Source organism: Alteromonas sp. 1_MG-2023 (genome assembly GCF_030547075.1).
GTDB lineage: Bacteria > Pseudomonadota > Gammaproteobacteria > Enterobacterales > Alteromonadaceae > Alteromonas.
On the sequence record NZ_JAUOQH010000005.1, the window covers coordinates 119,112 to 134,757 of the forward strand.

Genomic DNA, 15,646 nt, shown 5'->3' on the forward strand with positions numbered 1-15,646 from the left:
GCAATTAAAAGTCAATAGTATAAGCGGTCAAATGGCCGCTTTTTACATTAAATTTACCTCATTTCGAAGATTTTAAGTAAGATCCTATTGTTCAAATAATATCACTAGGGTATTTTTACCCGCGAAAAATAAAAATCAAGGACGATAAAAAGTGAAAAAACTTGTCTGTATTTCTGTGCTTGCTTCAAGCTTACTAACAATAACCGCCTGTGGTGGTGGAGGTGGATCCGATTCCAATCCACCAGTTACGCCAATTGTTCCACCAGTATCAACAGCCATCGATAAAATTCAAGACGCATCTAATTACACTTCTAGTGAGTTGCGAAGTGCTGCTATTTCTATTGCTAATGAAGACTATGCTGGTAGTAGCGCAAACTCGGAGGTTACTCCTGCCATAGCTGAGGAAGCTTACAACCTATTGTTTGGTGAATCTCAGTTGGTTATTCCCAGTATTGGGGATGAAGACTTCTCCGGTGCAATTGATGCTAGCGGGAATGTAGATGCTACCTATCAGTGCGGTGAAAGGGGAACAGTAAGATATCAAGGTAAGGTTGAGAGCGCCGAGACAATTAAGCTTTCGCTAACATACTCAAACTGCCAGTATTTTTACGATAATATGACCATAAATGGGACTGCAGCGCTCGATGTATTGTCAGTAGATGAAGGTAACTTTCACTTCGTAACATATTTTGGCGATCTCCAGTGGGCGTATGATGACGTTATAACGAAGCTATCTGGCTACGCCTCCTATAAAAACACTGGAACTGATTATGAAACCGGCTATAGCGATACTTTTGAACAGTACATTACCGCGAGAATAGGTGAAAATAGCTATAAATTCGATATGACCTCGAATGAGACCTATAGCTACTCCACGGATACCATTTCAATGGAAGGCGATGTCTATATTGGAAATGCGGGGAAAGTAAAAGTTTCGTTCGACGTTGAAGGTGAATATCCGCCGTACCTGTATAATGCCACCGTATTAATAGAAGGTACGAATAAAGCGGCTTTTATTTTTGAACAGGGTCCAGTTAAATTTGTCGTTGATACCGATGGTGATGATGTCTACGACATGGGTGTTTATTACATTGACGTTTATGAGTTGCTGTATGGAAATAATAACAAAACATTATTTCCGCTAGACGAGCTTTCTCTGCCTCCATCAGCTGGTGCGCCTAATTTAATCTACCCTTGGGGTGATATTTATACTACTACCAACATAGTCGTATCCCCTGGCTATTATGACGACCCTGATAATACCTTTGATGAATTAACAATAAGCTATCGCTGGTATTTAAATGATGTCCTGCTTGAAGCGTATACATCGGACACTTTGCCTGCTTATGTGGCAGCCTTTGGCGACAAATTAGAAGTATCTATGGTGGTCTCTGACGGTGCCAATACTATTGAATCATGGCCGTTGAATATTGTCATTAGCGATAGCCCTACAGAAGTTGTTATCGAAAACCTTCCCGACGAAATTCAAACCGGAGACTATATCGAATTTACAGTTGCGATTAGTGATCCCGACACCGGCGAAACTTCAGCTGGGGTAGCGCTAATTGCTGGACCTGATGGAGTGGTAGTCTCTGATAGCGGTGTAATTGGCTGGCAAGTACCTGATGAGCAATTATTTCCATTGCAATATTTCACATTTGTCTTTTCTGAAGACGGTGCGACTCCAGAAACATATATTGAACGTGTTGTCACCGTTAAGTCAGACAGAGATATAACGTTAGCGCGCTCAGGACTGCTTGTACCTAGTTCCAACAATGCAATGCACGTAGCAGATATAACCGGAGATGGTAACAACGAATTAGTGTCTACAGACTCTAACTCCAATGTTTTCACGCTTTCATTGATTGATGGGCGCTACCAACAAACGTGGTTATATCCTTATATGCTTCCAACCGAGGGATTACATCGACAGGTACTGATTAGCGATGTGAATAGCGATGATAAAGACGATATTCTTATTGTGACGGAATATGGTGTGTCGGTAGTTACTGATACAGATAAAATGGCTGAAACTCTGTTCGAAAGTGAGATGGAAATTCGAAGCGCTACCCTTGCGGATATCGATGGCGATGGTATCGAAGAGCTTATTTATCTAGTTGCTACTGAAAATTACAGCGAAGATACAACAGCGAATGTTATCGCTTTAGATTCACCAGAAACTACGCTATTTAGTTTTGATGTTGGTAATGCAAAAGAAATCGCTGTTGCTAATGTTGATAATGATTCAGCACTGGAGCTTATCGCTAATAGTGGTTTCGTTTATGACTTGGTATCGGGTGAAAATCAATGGGTTAAAAGCAATGGTTTTGGCGATGCGCATATTGCTGTTCCGGATTTTGACGGAGATGGCGTGAGTGAAATCGTGGGTGCTGGTTATTGGGGCCATGTTGAAGTGTACTCAGCCGTTACTAAAGTGCAGCTCGATAACTTTGATAACTTCAATACGTGTGATATCAGCGATGCGACATTGTCTGAGCAATCTGTACTCCTTGTCGGCGATTGCCAATGGGGAGACGTTACCGCCTACACCATGACCGATGGTAGTTTAAGCGAACTATGGCGAGTGAGCTCTCAGGATCATGGTGTAATGTCGATTACAGTGGGTGATATAGATAATGATGGTTCAACTGAGGTGTTGTGGGGAACGGGGGTGTCGTCTACTGGTGCTGATGAACTTATTACCGCAGAACTGAATGGCAGTACCATTACTATTAAAGAAGATGCAACGGAAGTACAGTTAGATAGCTTTTCGTCATCTGGTTGGGCAAATGTCATCGACGATGAGGAACGCGCAATATACTTTATCTCATCAACTGAAAGTGGCTATGGCTCATCACGTTACATCATGTTAGATAAAGAAGGGAATGTAGAACTAAGTGATACGGTTTCTGAGAACTGGGGAGCCGGCGCTAACTCTATTGCTATCGACTTTAACAATGATGGAGCTGGAGATTTGTTTTCATCAAGGGCCAGTTATTATGATGGAGGCTTTGCAGCTATCCAGCTACATAATGGAGAGATTCACTGGCAGTACGATTCAACCAACAATAGCAGTATTGGTATAATAGAAGCATTAGATATTAATTTTGACGGCTTCACCGACGCATTAGTGATGATAGGGACTGAACTGTATATTTTTGATGTTCAAAATCAATCAGTCATTGCGAACTATAATTACGGGTACGTTAGGAACTTAGCTCCCTTTGTATCGGATGGTACTGCATATATAGTGTTAACATCTGATAATTCTGGGGTAGAAGTTTTAGCTATGACGGACGCAGGATTGTCACAAGTCGCCTCTACTGACGCAATATGTAGCGAATTAATTACGTTAAACGCAGATTCAGATGCACAGCCTGAGTTAGCATGTACGAATTATAGTAATGAACTTGTTATTTATGAGTTTTCCGGTGATGCACTGATTGAAAGTTCACGTAAAAATATGCCTGCTAATATATATAACATTCAAGCTGATGTAACGACTGACCAAAATCAGAGCCTTATTGGCATAAGCCATAATCCCCATGACTATTCTCTTGCTACTATTAGTCAATTAGTTAGTTTTGGAACTGATGGCTTTACTCGGTGGCGCAGCCCTGGATTTTCAGCTCAGCCTACTCAACGATATGGTAATTTGAAAGTCCGTAAAGGAGATTCAGGGAGCCTTGAAGTGCAGATGTCTTCTTACTCAAGTGCCTTTTGGGTGCATTAGTAAGCTCTAAATTCGTAAGGTATGAAAAAAGGGCTCTACTTAGGTAGGGCCTTTTGTTTTAAATAGTAAGTGTACTGGGTGGTAAATGTTCATAGCACGTAAATAGCATCAAGCGCTTGTTATTTCCTTTTAGGTGTATATACTTACAGGAACTGTATAGACAGACAGGTCTTTTATGCGCCCACTCACAGCAAGACAAACAGAAGTTCTCGAGCTAATAAAAACAACCATGCTCGAAACTGGCATGCCGCCTACCCGTGCAGAAATTGCCCGTCATTTAGGTTTTCGTTCTGCGAATGCCGCTGAAGAACATTTAAAAGCGCTGGCCCGTAAAGGCGTCATCGAAATCCTTCCAGGCACCTCTCGTGGTATTAAGTTGAATATTCCACTTGAAGATGAAGCCCCTGAAGAAGAAGGTCTACCTCTTATTGGTCGAGTAGCCGCAGGTGAGCCGATTCTTGCGCAAGAGCATATAGAATCTCATTATAAGGTCGATCCCGCGCTGTTTCAGCCTCACGCCGACTTCTTGCTTCGTGTAAGCGGTATGAGTATGAAAGACATTGGTATTCTTGATGGTGACTTGCTAGCGGTGCACCGCACTACCGATGTTCACAATGGCCAAGTCGTTGTAGCCCGTGTCGATGAAGACGTTACCGTTAAGCGTCTCGAAAAGCGCGGCCGTGAAGTATTACTTCATGCAGAAAACGATGAATTTTCACCTATCAAAGTTGATTTGGCTTCTGAGCCTTTCTCAATCGAAGGTATTGCCGTTGGCGTGATTCGAAATGCTGATTGGATGTAGCCTTTTGGCAATGTAATAAAGAAAGCGGCTTTTAGGCCGCTTTTTTGTATGTTTAAGTTACTCTGCTCGCTTGATAAACTTGTGTAAGGGTAAAAAACTGCCGATAACTAAGTAATTACAGACTTCACGTTTACGCTATTCGCAATGTCCCTCTTTTTTGTCCTACTTTTAACGGCTTCGTTTATTGCCGCTGTTTGAAAAACAACCATGATTACGTGACTACCACTTGATTCTAAGCAACTTACTGTTCACTTCATTTAGCCCGTGTTGTTCAAAATAACTGTTTCAAACGGGCTCACTATTTATATGCGAAACGCTACAGCCGCTGTAATAACTTCTCCTGCTTCGCATTCAACTTTTGATTAATAATTGAACGCTGGAATAGTTTTTTCTTAGAAAAGACTAGACTTGCGCGTTTTATTGAGCAATTCTTATACTGCGATTAACAAAATAATAACAATAACCGTATATTTACTTTACAACTAAGCAAGTGAAATTAATTGAGAGTTAGATAACGGATATCAGTTACCAGAAGCGCAGCGCATTCTTCGCGTTAATGCTTCTGTTATAACGGAGGTGTTGAGTGAAACGAATAACGTCACATGTGGCAAAGGGGCTTTTCGGGCTGCCATTTTTGCTAACCTCGCCACTACTGCTTGCTGAAGTAGCATCCGGCGAAGGCTCTTCCATAAATTTACGCCGTGGGGCAACTGACATCAGTGGTCAAGTATACGACCTCCATATGCTGATGTTCTTTATCTGTATCGCAATTGCCGTTGCGGTTTTTGGGGTTATGTTTGCCTCAATGTACTTACATCGTAAATCTAGAGGGGCAAAACCCGCTCATTTTCATGAGAATGTAAAAGTAGAAATTGCATGGACGGTCGTGCCTTTCATCATTCTTATTGTAATGGCTATTCCAGCCGCTAAAACCCTTATTGCGATGGAAGATACTAGCGAACCTGATCTTACTGTTGTCGTGACGGGCTCTCAATGGAAATGGCATTACCGCTACATGGATAGAGACGTTGAGTTTTATTCCTTGATGGCCACTCAACGAGAACAAATTGAGAACAAATTTGAAAAAGGCGCAAATTATTTGCTTGAGGTCGACCGTCCACTGGTGATCCCCACAGGGCAAAAAGTGCGCTTTCTGATTACCTCAGATGACGTTATTCACTCGTGGTGGGTACCAGATTTTGCGGTGAAAAAAGATGCTAACCCTGGGTTTATTAATGAGTCTTGGGCAAAGGTAAACGATCCTGGTATTTATCGCGGGCAGTGTGCCGAGCTATGCGGGAAAGATCATGGCTTTATGCCGGTAGTGGTTATCGCCAAAGAACCAGCAGAATTTGAGGCGTGGATGAGCGCACAGGAAGAAGCTGCTCGCCTCGCCAAAGAAGAAGAGCAACGTTTATTGTCGATGAATATGTCTATGGATGAACTAATGCACGAGGGGAAGCGAGTTTATAACGCAACTTGTGCAGCTTGCCATATGCCAAATGGCGAAGGGTTACCTGGCGTTTTTCCTGCACTTAAAGGCAGCCAAATGGTGCTGGAAGACCAAGCAGCGCATATCGATATTGTGTTAAACGGTAAAACCGGCACAGCCATGCAGGCATTCGGGAAAATGCTAAGCCTAAAAGACATTGCGGCTGTGGTGACCTACGAGCGAAATGCGTGGGGTAATAACACCGGCGATATGGTGCAGGCCAAAGATGTTAACGCCGTCGTAAATGGGAATTAGGAGCGCGTAATGAGTAAAGCAAACGAAGTCATTGCGCCGAATGTTGCGGCGCATCACGAAGATCATGACCATCATAGTCATATTCCAAAAGGAATAACCCGATGGTTGTTTACCACTAACCACAAAGATATAGGCACCTTATATTTATGGTTCGCCTTTATCATGTTTTTAATTGGTGGCGCCATGGCAATGGTGATCCGCGCTGAGCTATTTCAGCCTGGATTACAAATTGTTGAGCCAAACTTCTTTAACCAAATGACCACTGTACACGGCCTTATTATGGTATTTGGTGCGGTAATGCCAGCCTTTACGGGGCTTGCAAACTGGCTAATTCCTATGATGATAGGTGCACCAGATATGGCCCTGCCGCGAATGAATAACTGGAGTTTCTGGATATTACCCGGCGCCTTTCTGATATTACTTAGCTCGCTCTTTTTAGAGGGGGGCGGCCCAGCATTTGGGTGGACCTTCTATGCACCGCTTTCTACTACTTACAGTGGCGACTCGACGGCGTTGTTTGTGTTCTCGGTACATATCATGGGTATCTCATCCATTATGGGGGCGATTAACGTCATTGTAACCATTTTCAATATGCGTGCCCCTGGCATGACGTGGATGAAAATGCCCTTATTCGTATGGACTTGGCTTATCACTGCTTTTCTACTTATTGCAGTAATGCCGGTGTTGGCCGGGGCGGTTACCATGGTGCTGACGGATAAGTTCTTCGGCACTAGCTTCTTCGATGCGGCAGGTGGCGGCGACCCCGTTATGTTCCAGCATATCTTCTGGTTCTTTGGGCATCCCGAGGTATACATAATGATATTGCCAGCCTTTGGCATTATTTCTCAAATCGTTCCTACGTTTTCTCGAAAGAAACTGTTCGGCTATGCCTCTATGGTATATGCCACAGGCTCTATTGCGCTGCTGTCTTTTGTGGTGTGGGCACACCATATGTTTACCACAGGCATGCCGGTGTATATGGAAATGTTTTTCATGTTTGCCACCATGCTCATCTCGGTGCCCACGGGGGTAAAAGTGTTTAACTGGGTGGCGACTATGTGGCGTGGTTCCCTTACCTTTGAAATGCCTATGATGTTTGCCATAGCGTTTATCGTGCTATTTACCATTGGCGGCTTGTCGGGGCTCATGTTGGCTATCGTGCCGGTGGATTTCCAATACCACGACACCTATTTCGTGGTGGCTCACTTCCATTACGTACTGGTCACCGGTGCCATCTTCTCGATTATGGCTGCGGTGTATTACTGGCTACCCAAGTGGACAGGAAAAATGTACCACACGGGGCTAGCAAAATGGCATTTCTGGTGCTCACTAGTGTCGGTAAATGTGTTGTTCTTCCCTATGCACTTTGTAGGGCTGGCTGGTATGCCACGTCGTATTCCTGACTATGCCCTTCAGTTTGCTGATTTTAATAAATGGATAAGCTTAGGTGGTTTTGCCTTTGGGTTGTCGCAGCTGATTTTCTTAGCGCTGCTAATTAAAGCCTGTAAAAAACAAGGTGAGCCGGTATCAAGTCAAGTATGGGAAGGTGCTGAGGGACTAGAGTGGGAAATTCCTTCTCCTGCGCCCTATCACACCTTTGAAACGCCGCCTGTTGTTAAATAGGAAATAAGACAAACAGCACAGGTAATGAAAGCAAAGCAGGCAAGTTAGTCGCTAAATTGTGGTGATGTATCAGCACAATAAGTAGGCACGGGAGGTAACCATGACACAGGCAAATGCAAACAACAAAATGGTGATAAAACTCGTCGTTATTGTATTTGGTATGTTTGGTTTTGGGTTCGCTCTAGTGCCACTTTATGACGTGTTTTGCGATGTTACCGGTATTAACGGCAAAACAGAAAATACCGCAGCGGTGTATGAGTCTATCGAAATAGATGAAAGTCGTGAGGTAACAGTGGAATTTATCACCCGTACCAATACCGGTATGCCTTGGGAATTTCGGGCGCAAACTACACGTATGAAAGTGCATCCAGGGGAACTCAATACGGTGTCATTTTACGTTAGGAATCCTGCGTCTACCAATATGATGGCGCAAGCTATTCCATCGGTATCTCCGGGCATGGCGGCATTGTATTTAAATAAAACGGAATGCTTTTGTTTTAACCAGCAGCCTTTAAATGCTGGGGCTGAGGCCTATATGCCGATGCAGTTTTATGTCGACCCACAGCTTCCTGAAGATATTAGCTATTTTACTGTGCAATACACCCTGTTTGATGTGACCGCGCGAGCGGGCGACATGAAAACAAAACCGAATCCCTACATGGTCCCTCAACCTGAAAGTGGTAGATAACAGGTATAGGGATAAGGAGAGAGTAATGCAGCAAGAATATCAGAAGTACCCTGAATATCAGAAGTATTACGTACCAGCACAAAGCCCATGGCCTATTGTCGGTGCGGTGGCGCTATTTTTAATTGCCGTTGGCGCGGGCAACTTTGTGATTGAAGCCACAAAAGGCGAGTCTGGCTATGGCGGACACATTCTCTTAGCGGGGTTTGTGGTATTAATGGTCATGCTTGTGGGCTGGTTTAAAAACCAAATTGATGAGTCTATGTCGGGGCTTTATAGCGACCAGCTAGGTCGCTCTTATCGGCAGGGCATGAGTTGGTTTATCTTCTCTGAAGTTATGTTTTTTGCCGCCTTCTTTGGCGCGCTCTATTACGCCCGATTCATTTCAGTGCCTTGGTTGGGCGGTGCATCAAATAATGCGATGACTAACGAAGTGTTATGGCCCACCTTTGAAGCCATGTGGCCGCTAGTCTCTACCCCTGGTGGCATCACTACGCAAGAAATGAGTGCTGTTGGTTTACCCACGATTAATACGGTTATTTTACTTATATCGTCTATTACGTTGCATTTTGCTCATGTTGGTTTAGAGCAGAACAAACGCAAGCAACTTACCGTCATGTTAGGCGTTACTATCTTATTGGGAATTGGTTTTTTATTCTTACAAGTTGAAGAGTATGTTCACGCCTACCGCGACCTAGGGCTAACGCTACAGTCAGGCATTTATGGTAATACCTTTTTCATGCTGACCGGCTTTCACGGTATGCACGTGACGCTTGGCACCATCATTCTAATTGTTATGTTTTTTAGAGTGCTAAAAGGGCATTTTACTCCGCATAACCACTTTGCCTTTCAAGCCGGCAGTTGGTATTGGCACTTTGTTGATGTGGTGTGGGTGATGCTTTATATCTTTGTTTACGTTTTATAAATGCCGATAAAAAACGCAGCCAAACCCTAGTAAGGTCGGGGATTTGGCGTAATTAAACCGGTGCCAATTGCCACTAAAATTAAAATCACAATGATGGCAGAAGTGAGCACCCTGCGACCGATGTATTTACTCATTGGACCGTCTTTGGGATCGTTTTTCATCATGACTCGCATGGCCATAAAAAGGTTAACGATCATGAAAAGTACCAACGCAACCAAGATTATTTTTATCAACATATAAACCTCAATAGTAGTGTGCAGGTTGGCCAAATGAATCAGGTGAGAGCATCCAAATTAATCGCTATCGTCATTACCAGTTTATGTGTAATGGCGATGTGTAGCTTGGGGTTCTGGCAACTAGACCGAATGGCACAAAAGCAACAACGCATAGCTAGCATAACCGAAAAACAGGGGAAAGAAAGCGTGTCGCTCATCGATGCCCTTTCAATGAAAGAGCCCGAAGATCGTGTTGTTACTTTTGAAGGTACGCCAAACGGCGACAAGGTGTTATTGCTCGATAACCAAATACATGAACAACGGGTAGGTTACGACGTACTGGCGCCAGTGCAAACCAACGCAGGTTGGGTTTTGGTTAACTATGGTTGGTTGCCTGCACCAGATTTATCACGCTCGCTACCGGCTGTGAAAATTAGTCACCACTCACAACAATTTGAAGGGGTGGTGAGTCAGCCCAGTCACAACCCGTTAGTTAAAGAAACGCTTACATCAGCATCACGCTTTCCGGCACGTATTCAGCAAATTTCAATCAGTACCGCCAGTGAATTGCTATCACTTAACTTATTACCTTATGTAGTAGTACTTACCGCAAAGAATGACCTTTTTGTTAGGCGTTATAACAGTGTTGTCATGCCGCCTGAAAAGCATTTGGGTTATGCCATTCAATGGTTTGGTCTTGCTATCGCAGCCGCCTTGATTGGCGGTTTCGCAATTATGAAAAAAGGACGTCAATATGAGTAATCCGGCCTCGAAGAAAACCTTAATTATCATGGTCGCCGTGTTCGTGTTACCAGTGATTTTAGCTAAGCTTGCGTTAGAAAATGACTGGTTCAACCAAGGTGCTACAAATAAAGGTGCGTTGCTGCAGCCTACCATTGATGTTTCATCGCTTTTAGAAGGCACAGAGCCAAAATGGCGCTTGTTGTATGTCTTACCCGAAAATTGTGATGCCATTTGTGAAAATGCATTGTTTAGCATCAACCAAGTGTGGCTGGCGTTAGGCAAAGAGTCTGACAGGGCAGAAGCTTTAGTTTTGTTCACTGGAAAAAGTGATGTAACAGCACTAGCGCAACTATCTGAGTACGCCAACGTGCATACATTGAGCCTCAGCGAGGCCCCTATCACCAACCTTAAACAGCAAAGTGTGTATATCGTCGATACCTTAAATAATGCCATGTTGTATTACCAAATAGACAGTGACAGAAGCACTGCTGTAATGGAAAGCCGAAGCATGCTGGCTGACATTAAAAAGCTTCTGAAACTGTCTCGAATTGGGTAGGAGATGCTATGAAAAAACTGGTGCTGTTTAGTCTTTTTCTTGCCGCCGTAGTTATCATTTTAGGGGCCTATACTCGCCTTACCGATGCTGGCTTAGGCTGCCCTGATTGGCCGGGGTGCTACGGTAACCTTACCGTACCGTTAAGCGATGCGAAAGTTGTCGCTGCCAATACCGCGTTTCCAGAGCGCCCTGTGGAGGTGCACAAAGCATGGAACGAAATGATTCATCGCTACTTTGCAGGGGCATTGGGGCTCTGTATTTTAGCCATTGCTATCATTGCGTTTAAGCAGCGTCATCAAGGTACGCCAGTAAAACTTCCTTTGCTGCTACTAGTGCTCGTGATTTTTCAAGCCGCGTTAGGGATGTGGACAGTCACGCTTAATTTGTTACCCGTGGTCGTTATGGGGCACTTGCTTGGAGGCTTCACCGTACTAAGTTGCTTATTTTTACTTTATTTGCGCCTTAGAAAGCATAGCAAGGTTATGCAAACAAACGGGCTGAAAACTAGCGAGCATGAGCGTGCATTCGCTGGTCAGACTGCCAGTGGATTTTGTGGGCCTAACGACACTTCTGAAACCGCTTCTGTTAGCACTTACTCTAGCACTACCACTGGCCTATCAAATAGCGTATCAGTTAGTACGTTAGGTAAAAGCAGCAAGCTAACAAGGTTAGCATTCGTGGGAATAGTCATTTTAGTAGGGCAAATAGCCCTAGGCGGATGGACGTCGGCAAACTATGCAGCGCTAGCGTGCACTGATATGCCTATTTGTGAGCCTGGTTGGCAGCAACGACTAGATTTCTCGGGGGCATACAGTGTACCTGAGGCAGAGAACTACGAGTTTGGCGCACATAATTATGGCGAGCGCGCCACCATGCACATTGTGCATCGCTTTGGTGCTGCTATTACCTTTATTTACCTTACCGTATTGGCATTTACGTGGTTACGTAGCAGTACGCTGCCTCCATCGGTAAAAAAAGGGTGCGTACTTATGCTTGCAGTATTATGCGCTCAGGTAGCACTTGGATTAAGTAACGTTCTGTTTAGTTTACCTTTGTTTATTGCGGTATCACACAATGCAGTGGCTGCCATATTACTGCTGACATTGATATGGCTGACATGGTCAGTCATTCCTTCATCATCTTCTTTCTCCTACCCAACTGGAGGTCATCATGGCTAAATCTATTCCTTTGCATTCCCCTGTTGCAGACAAACATTCGCCCGCAAGAAAGAATGCTCTTAAAGGCGCGCACGCAAAGATAAGCTGGCGCGACTATTACGAAATGACCAAGCCGAATGTAGTAATGTTGCTTTTGCTCACTGCCTTAGTAGGCATGTGCTTAGCCTCGCCCGGCTGGGTAGATGCCACCGCGTTGGTGTGTGGATTGTTGGGTATTGGCATGCTATCGGCATCAGCCGCAGTGATTAACCATGTGGTTGACCATAAAATTGACAGCCAAATGGCCCGTACCTTTAATCGGCCTGTAGCGAAAGGGAAAGTGAGTATCGCTAAGGCTTCTTGGTTTGCAGCAGGCCTTGGGGTAGTAGGCTTTGCGATATTAAGTGTATGGGTGAACATGCTTACGGCGTGGTTAACTCTTGCCAGTTTAGTGGGCTATGCAGTGGTATATACCATGTTTTTAAAGCGGGCAACGCCGCAAAATATAGTGATTGGGGGTATTGCAGGTGCCGCACCGCCGCTACTAGGCTGGACCGCTGTCACCGGTGAAATTCATGCCCATGCGTTGTTGCTTGTACTTATTGTATTTACTTGGACACCGCCGCATTTTTGGGCGTTAGCCATTCATCGTGAAAAAGACTACGCGAAAGCCAAAGTTCCCATGCTGCCGGTTACCCATGGAGTGGAATTTACTAAAACCTCGGTGCTACTTTATACCGTGTTACTTAGCTTAGTATGCCTATTACCGTATTTGGTAGGTATGAGTGATTTAATTTACTTAGTGGGTTCATCGCTGCTAAACATCGGGTTTATGTATTACGCGGTAAAACTGAAATTTGCTGCCACTAACGAAACCGCAATGAAAACTTTTAAGTTCTCAATTGTCCATCTCATGGTATTGTTTGTAATATTGTTATTCGATCACTACGTACCACTGAGTTTATGAACCGACGGATTTTTGTAGGCGTTGTTGCATTATTAGCATTATTGACTGGGGTGTTTGGGGCAATTTATTTGTCGCCAAATGGTCAATCTGATGGCGATTCCCCCGAGTATTTTCAGGCCTACCCTGAGCCTCGCGCCATTGCGCCTTTTTCGCTGACCGACAGCAAAGGAAATGAATTCAACCAAGCGTCGTTAGAAAACCAGTGGAGTTTGTTGTTTCTTGGTTATACGTTTTGCCCCGATATATGCCCTACCACGATGGCTGAGCTAAATAGTATTTATCCGCAGATACAGGCCATTGAGTCTGAGTTTCCTATTAAAGTGGTGTTTATATCTATCGATCCAAATCGAGACTCATTGGCACGACTAGATGAATACATTAGTTACTTTAACCCCAATTTTATTGCCGCTACCGGTGAGCATAAAGCCTTGTTCCCCTTCGCCCGCAACTTGGGCATGATGTACGCAATTGCAGAGAGTACGGATAACCCGAATTATCTTGTCGACCATAGTGCGTCGGTAGTGCTTATTAATCCTAAAGCACAGGTTATAGGGCGCTTTAAGCCAAAACGTGAACCCGGAAAATTATCGATTAGTGATGCGAAGCAAATTCTCAATGATATGCCAGCGATTACATCATCATTTAATTCAAGCTCGGCACTATAGGTGGGCATGGGAGGCATGGATATAAAAATCCGACAAGGTCTTGTGTCTGATGCTAGTCAAGCGGTTCCCTTATTATTAAGTGCCGCTGAAGATCTATTGGTTTCCGTTTTTGGTAATGGCGATACAAAGCATACTCTCAATTTTTTAACCCATGCATGGAAAGGCAAGTATGGGCAATATGGCTGTAATAATCACTGGGTTGCGGTAGTCGATGATGCTGTTGTAGGTGTCATTACGGCGTGGCACAGCAAGTTAGGGCCAGTATTTGACCGTGCTTCGTTAGACAGCATTACCACCTTCTACAATCTCGATGATGCGATGGCAGTACTAATGCGCAATCAAGCGGTTGCTGTAGGCTTAACCCCTCCAAGTGCGACAGAGCTCATGCTAGGTCACGTAGCGGTAGATAGCATTGCTCGGCGTGGCGGAATCGGCAGGACTATGATTGCCCATATGCGTGATTACGCCATAGAACTTAAAAAGCAATCATTGGTGCTAGATGTGCAAATTAGTAATATTGCTGCCATTCGTTTTTATCAAAACGTTAATTTCAAAGAGCAATCAGTGAATGGCACCTTCGTGCGTTTTGTTCATGCACTTTCAGCTTAACTAATCTGGGTAATTCCCGTTCTTATCTGCAACAAAAAACGGTTGTGAATACCAATAATATCGTCCCGATTGAGAATTCGAAGGGGCGGTACAATTCACTCTTGAACGGCCTACCGGAAGCGCTTGAGTGATAGAGAAGGTCACAGTATTACCTTCAACGCTCGTTTCAACCGGAGAACCTGAAAAGAAGCAATTTACTTGGCTTAAGCGGACATCATCGCCCTTAATAGTTAGCGTAATAGGGGGGAGTCTCGAGTCGTCACTAGAACCTTGCACCATATTTCGATTTACCTCAGGGATATGATCACCTTCAAAGCTGGTAGATAACACCGGCATAGCAATACTGTTTAGTTTGGTTTTTAGTGTTTCTAAATTGGCATAAGGGCCTGCTGCGGGAAAGCGAGGTAATGCTTGAAAGTTACTGTGTGGACCAATAGCACCTGAGTGTTGTCCGAAGGCGATATAGCCTTCCTGCTCGAGTTTATTTGCTAGCTTTTGGTTGAACTCGCCAAAGGGATAGGCCAAATATTTAAGTGATTCGCCAATTTTATTATCGATAATAGCCTCGGCTTCAGCAACATTCTGCCATACCTTTTCAAGCCATGCTTCATCGCTAGTTTCACTATCAGCACCATTGTGAGGAGTTCTGCCATCAAGCATGTGCAAGTGATCAAGGGTATGGTTTGCAAAGGTAACGCCGTCGTTGTGCATAGCCTTTACTTGTTCCCAAGTGAGTTGGCTTCTGTTGCTACCAATTTCTCCAGGGTTAATAAATATCGTGTAAGGAAAGCCCATATCGACCATGATGGGGTGGGCATTTGTTAGGATGTTTTCATAGCCATCGTCGAAGGTAACTACCACGGTATTTGAAGGCAAAGGCGTTTTATCTTGAATAGCATTCACCACTTTTGCTAAAGGTAAAACAGTATGGTGTTGCTTTAAATACGCCATGTGTTGCTTAAACATATCAGGCGATATACTGGTGCTTTTCGGTGTGCTGTCAGATACATGATGGTAAAGCAGAATAACACCATTTTGAGTAAGAATTTCACGGGTTAGGTGTTGACTATCGTTTTCATCAGCTAGGCTGTAACCGGAAAAGCTAATCAGGAAAATAAGTGCTAACAACCGGAACCGTATGCCTTTCGGTCGCGCTAAGGTCGCGTCATGTTTTATCCACGAAATGATATTGAAAGGCATGATAAACTTCATGTTTTC

The 15,646-nt window shown here is 44.1% G+C and carries 14 protein-coding genes; 12 read left to right on the forward strand and 2 right to left on the reverse strand.

Annotated elements, in window-relative coordinates:
- Nucleotides 1–151: 151 nt before the first annotated feature.
- The 6 genes from Q4561_RS07140 to Q4561_RS07165 all read left to right on the forward strand — a co-directional run bounded on the left by Q4561_RS07140 (nucleotide 152) and on the right by Q4561_RS07165 (nucleotide 9,515).
- Entirely contained in the window at nucleotides 152–3,733 is a 3,582-nt protein-coding gene (locus tag Q4561_RS07140; RefSeq protein WP_303458669.1) for a VCBS repeat-containing protein, read from the forward strand.
- A gap of 175 nt (nucleotides 3,734–3,908) precedes the next feature.
- Nucleotides 3,909–4,535: a transcriptional repressor LexA gene (gene lexA, locus Q4561_RS07145; protein WP_057795164.1), complete on the forward strand. Its 627-nt coding sequence runs from the start codon at nucleotides 3,909–3,911 to the stop codon at nucleotides 4,533–4,535.
- Nucleotides 4,536–5,118: 583 nt separating this feature from the next.
- A complete protein-coding gene (gene coxB / locus Q4561_RS07150) occupies nucleotides 5,119–6,282 on the forward strand; it encodes a cytochrome c oxidase subunit II (protein ID WP_303458671.1) in 1,164 nt (387 codons plus the stop codon).
- Between the two features lie 9 nt (nucleotides 6,283–6,291).
- The gene (gene ctaD / locus Q4561_RS07155) at nucleotides 6,292–7,905 is read left to right on the forward strand and encodes a cytochrome c oxidase subunit I (RefSeq protein WP_303458673.1); all 1,614 of its coding nucleotides are present in this window, start codon (nucleotides 6,292–6,294) and stop codon (nucleotides 7,903–7,905) included.
- A gap of 100 nt (nucleotides 7,906–8,005) precedes the next feature.
- Nucleotides 8,006–8,593: a cytochrome c oxidase assembly protein gene (locus tag Q4561_RS07160; RefSeq protein WP_303458674.1), complete on the forward strand. Its 588-nt coding sequence runs from the start codon at nucleotides 8,006–8,008 to the stop codon at nucleotides 8,591–8,593.
- Between the two features lie 25 nt (nucleotides 8,594–8,618).
- Nucleotides 8,619–9,515, forward strand: a complete 897-nt coding sequence (locus Q4561_RS07165; protein WP_303458675.1) for a cytochrome c oxidase subunit 3 — start codon at nucleotides 8,619–8,621, stop codon at nucleotides 9,513–9,515.
- Nucleotides 9,516–9,541: 26 nt separating this feature from the next.
- Here Q4561_RS07165 and Q4561_RS07170 read toward each other — a convergent pair whose 3' ends face one another.
- A complete protein-coding gene (locus Q4561_RS07170) occupies nucleotides 9,542–9,751 on the reverse strand; it encodes a DUF2909 domain-containing protein (protein ID WP_057795172.1) in 210 nt (69 codons plus the stop codon).
- A gap of 33 nt (nucleotides 9,752–9,784) precedes the next feature.
- On the opposite strand from Q4561_RS07170, the gene Q4561_RS07175 reads away from it, so the two are divergent.
- The 6 genes from Q4561_RS07175 to Q4561_RS07200 are packed head-to-tail and all read left to right on the forward strand — an operon-like array spanning nucleotide 9,785 to nucleotide 14,428.
- The gene (locus Q4561_RS07175) at nucleotides 9,785–10,492 is read left to right on the forward strand and encodes an SURF1 family protein (protein ID WP_303458677.1); all 708 of its coding nucleotides are present in this window, start codon (nucleotides 9,785–9,787) and stop codon (nucleotides 10,490–10,492) included.
- Entirely contained in the window at nucleotides 10,485–11,030 is a 546-nt protein-coding gene (locus Q4561_RS07180) for a hypothetical protein (protein WP_303458678.1), read from the forward strand. The genes Q4561_RS07175 and Q4561_RS07180 overlap by 8 nt, the downstream gene beginning before the upstream one ends.
- 8 nt (nucleotides 11,031–11,038) lie before the next feature.
- Nucleotides 11,039–12,208 carry a heme A synthase gene (locus tag Q4561_RS07185; protein ID WP_303458679.1) on the forward strand — a complete coding sequence of 390 codons (1,170 nt, stop codon included), beginning with the start codon at nucleotides 11,039–11,041 and terminating at the stop codon, nucleotides 12,206–12,208.
- Nucleotides 12,201–13,154, forward strand: coding sequence for a heme o synthase (gene cyoE / locus Q4561_RS07190; RefSeq protein WP_303458680.1), 954 nt, complete (start codon nucleotides 12,201–12,203; stop codon nucleotides 13,152–13,154). Before Q4561_RS07185 ends, cyoE begins: the two co-directional genes overlap by 8 nt.
- Nucleotides 13,151–13,819, forward strand: coding sequence for an SCO family protein (locus tag Q4561_RS07195; protein ID WP_303458682.1), 669 nt, complete (start codon nucleotides 13,151–13,153; stop codon nucleotides 13,817–13,819). Before cyoE ends, Q4561_RS07195 begins: the two co-directional genes overlap by 4 nt.
- Before the next feature lie 15 nt (nucleotides 13,820–13,834).
- Entirely contained in the window at nucleotides 13,835–14,428 is a 594-nt protein-coding gene (locus Q4561_RS07200) for an N-acetyltransferase (RefSeq protein ID WP_303458683.1), read from the forward strand.
- Here Q4561_RS07200 and Q4561_RS07205 read toward each other — a convergent pair whose 3' ends face one another.
- Nucleotides 14,429–15,640: a polysaccharide deacetylase family protein gene (locus Q4561_RS07205; protein ID WP_303458685.1), complete on the reverse strand. Its 1,212-nt coding sequence runs from the start codon at nucleotides 15,638–15,640 to the stop codon at nucleotides 14,429–14,431. It lies immediately after the preceding gene.
- Nucleotides 15,641–15,646 lie beyond the last annotated feature (6 nt).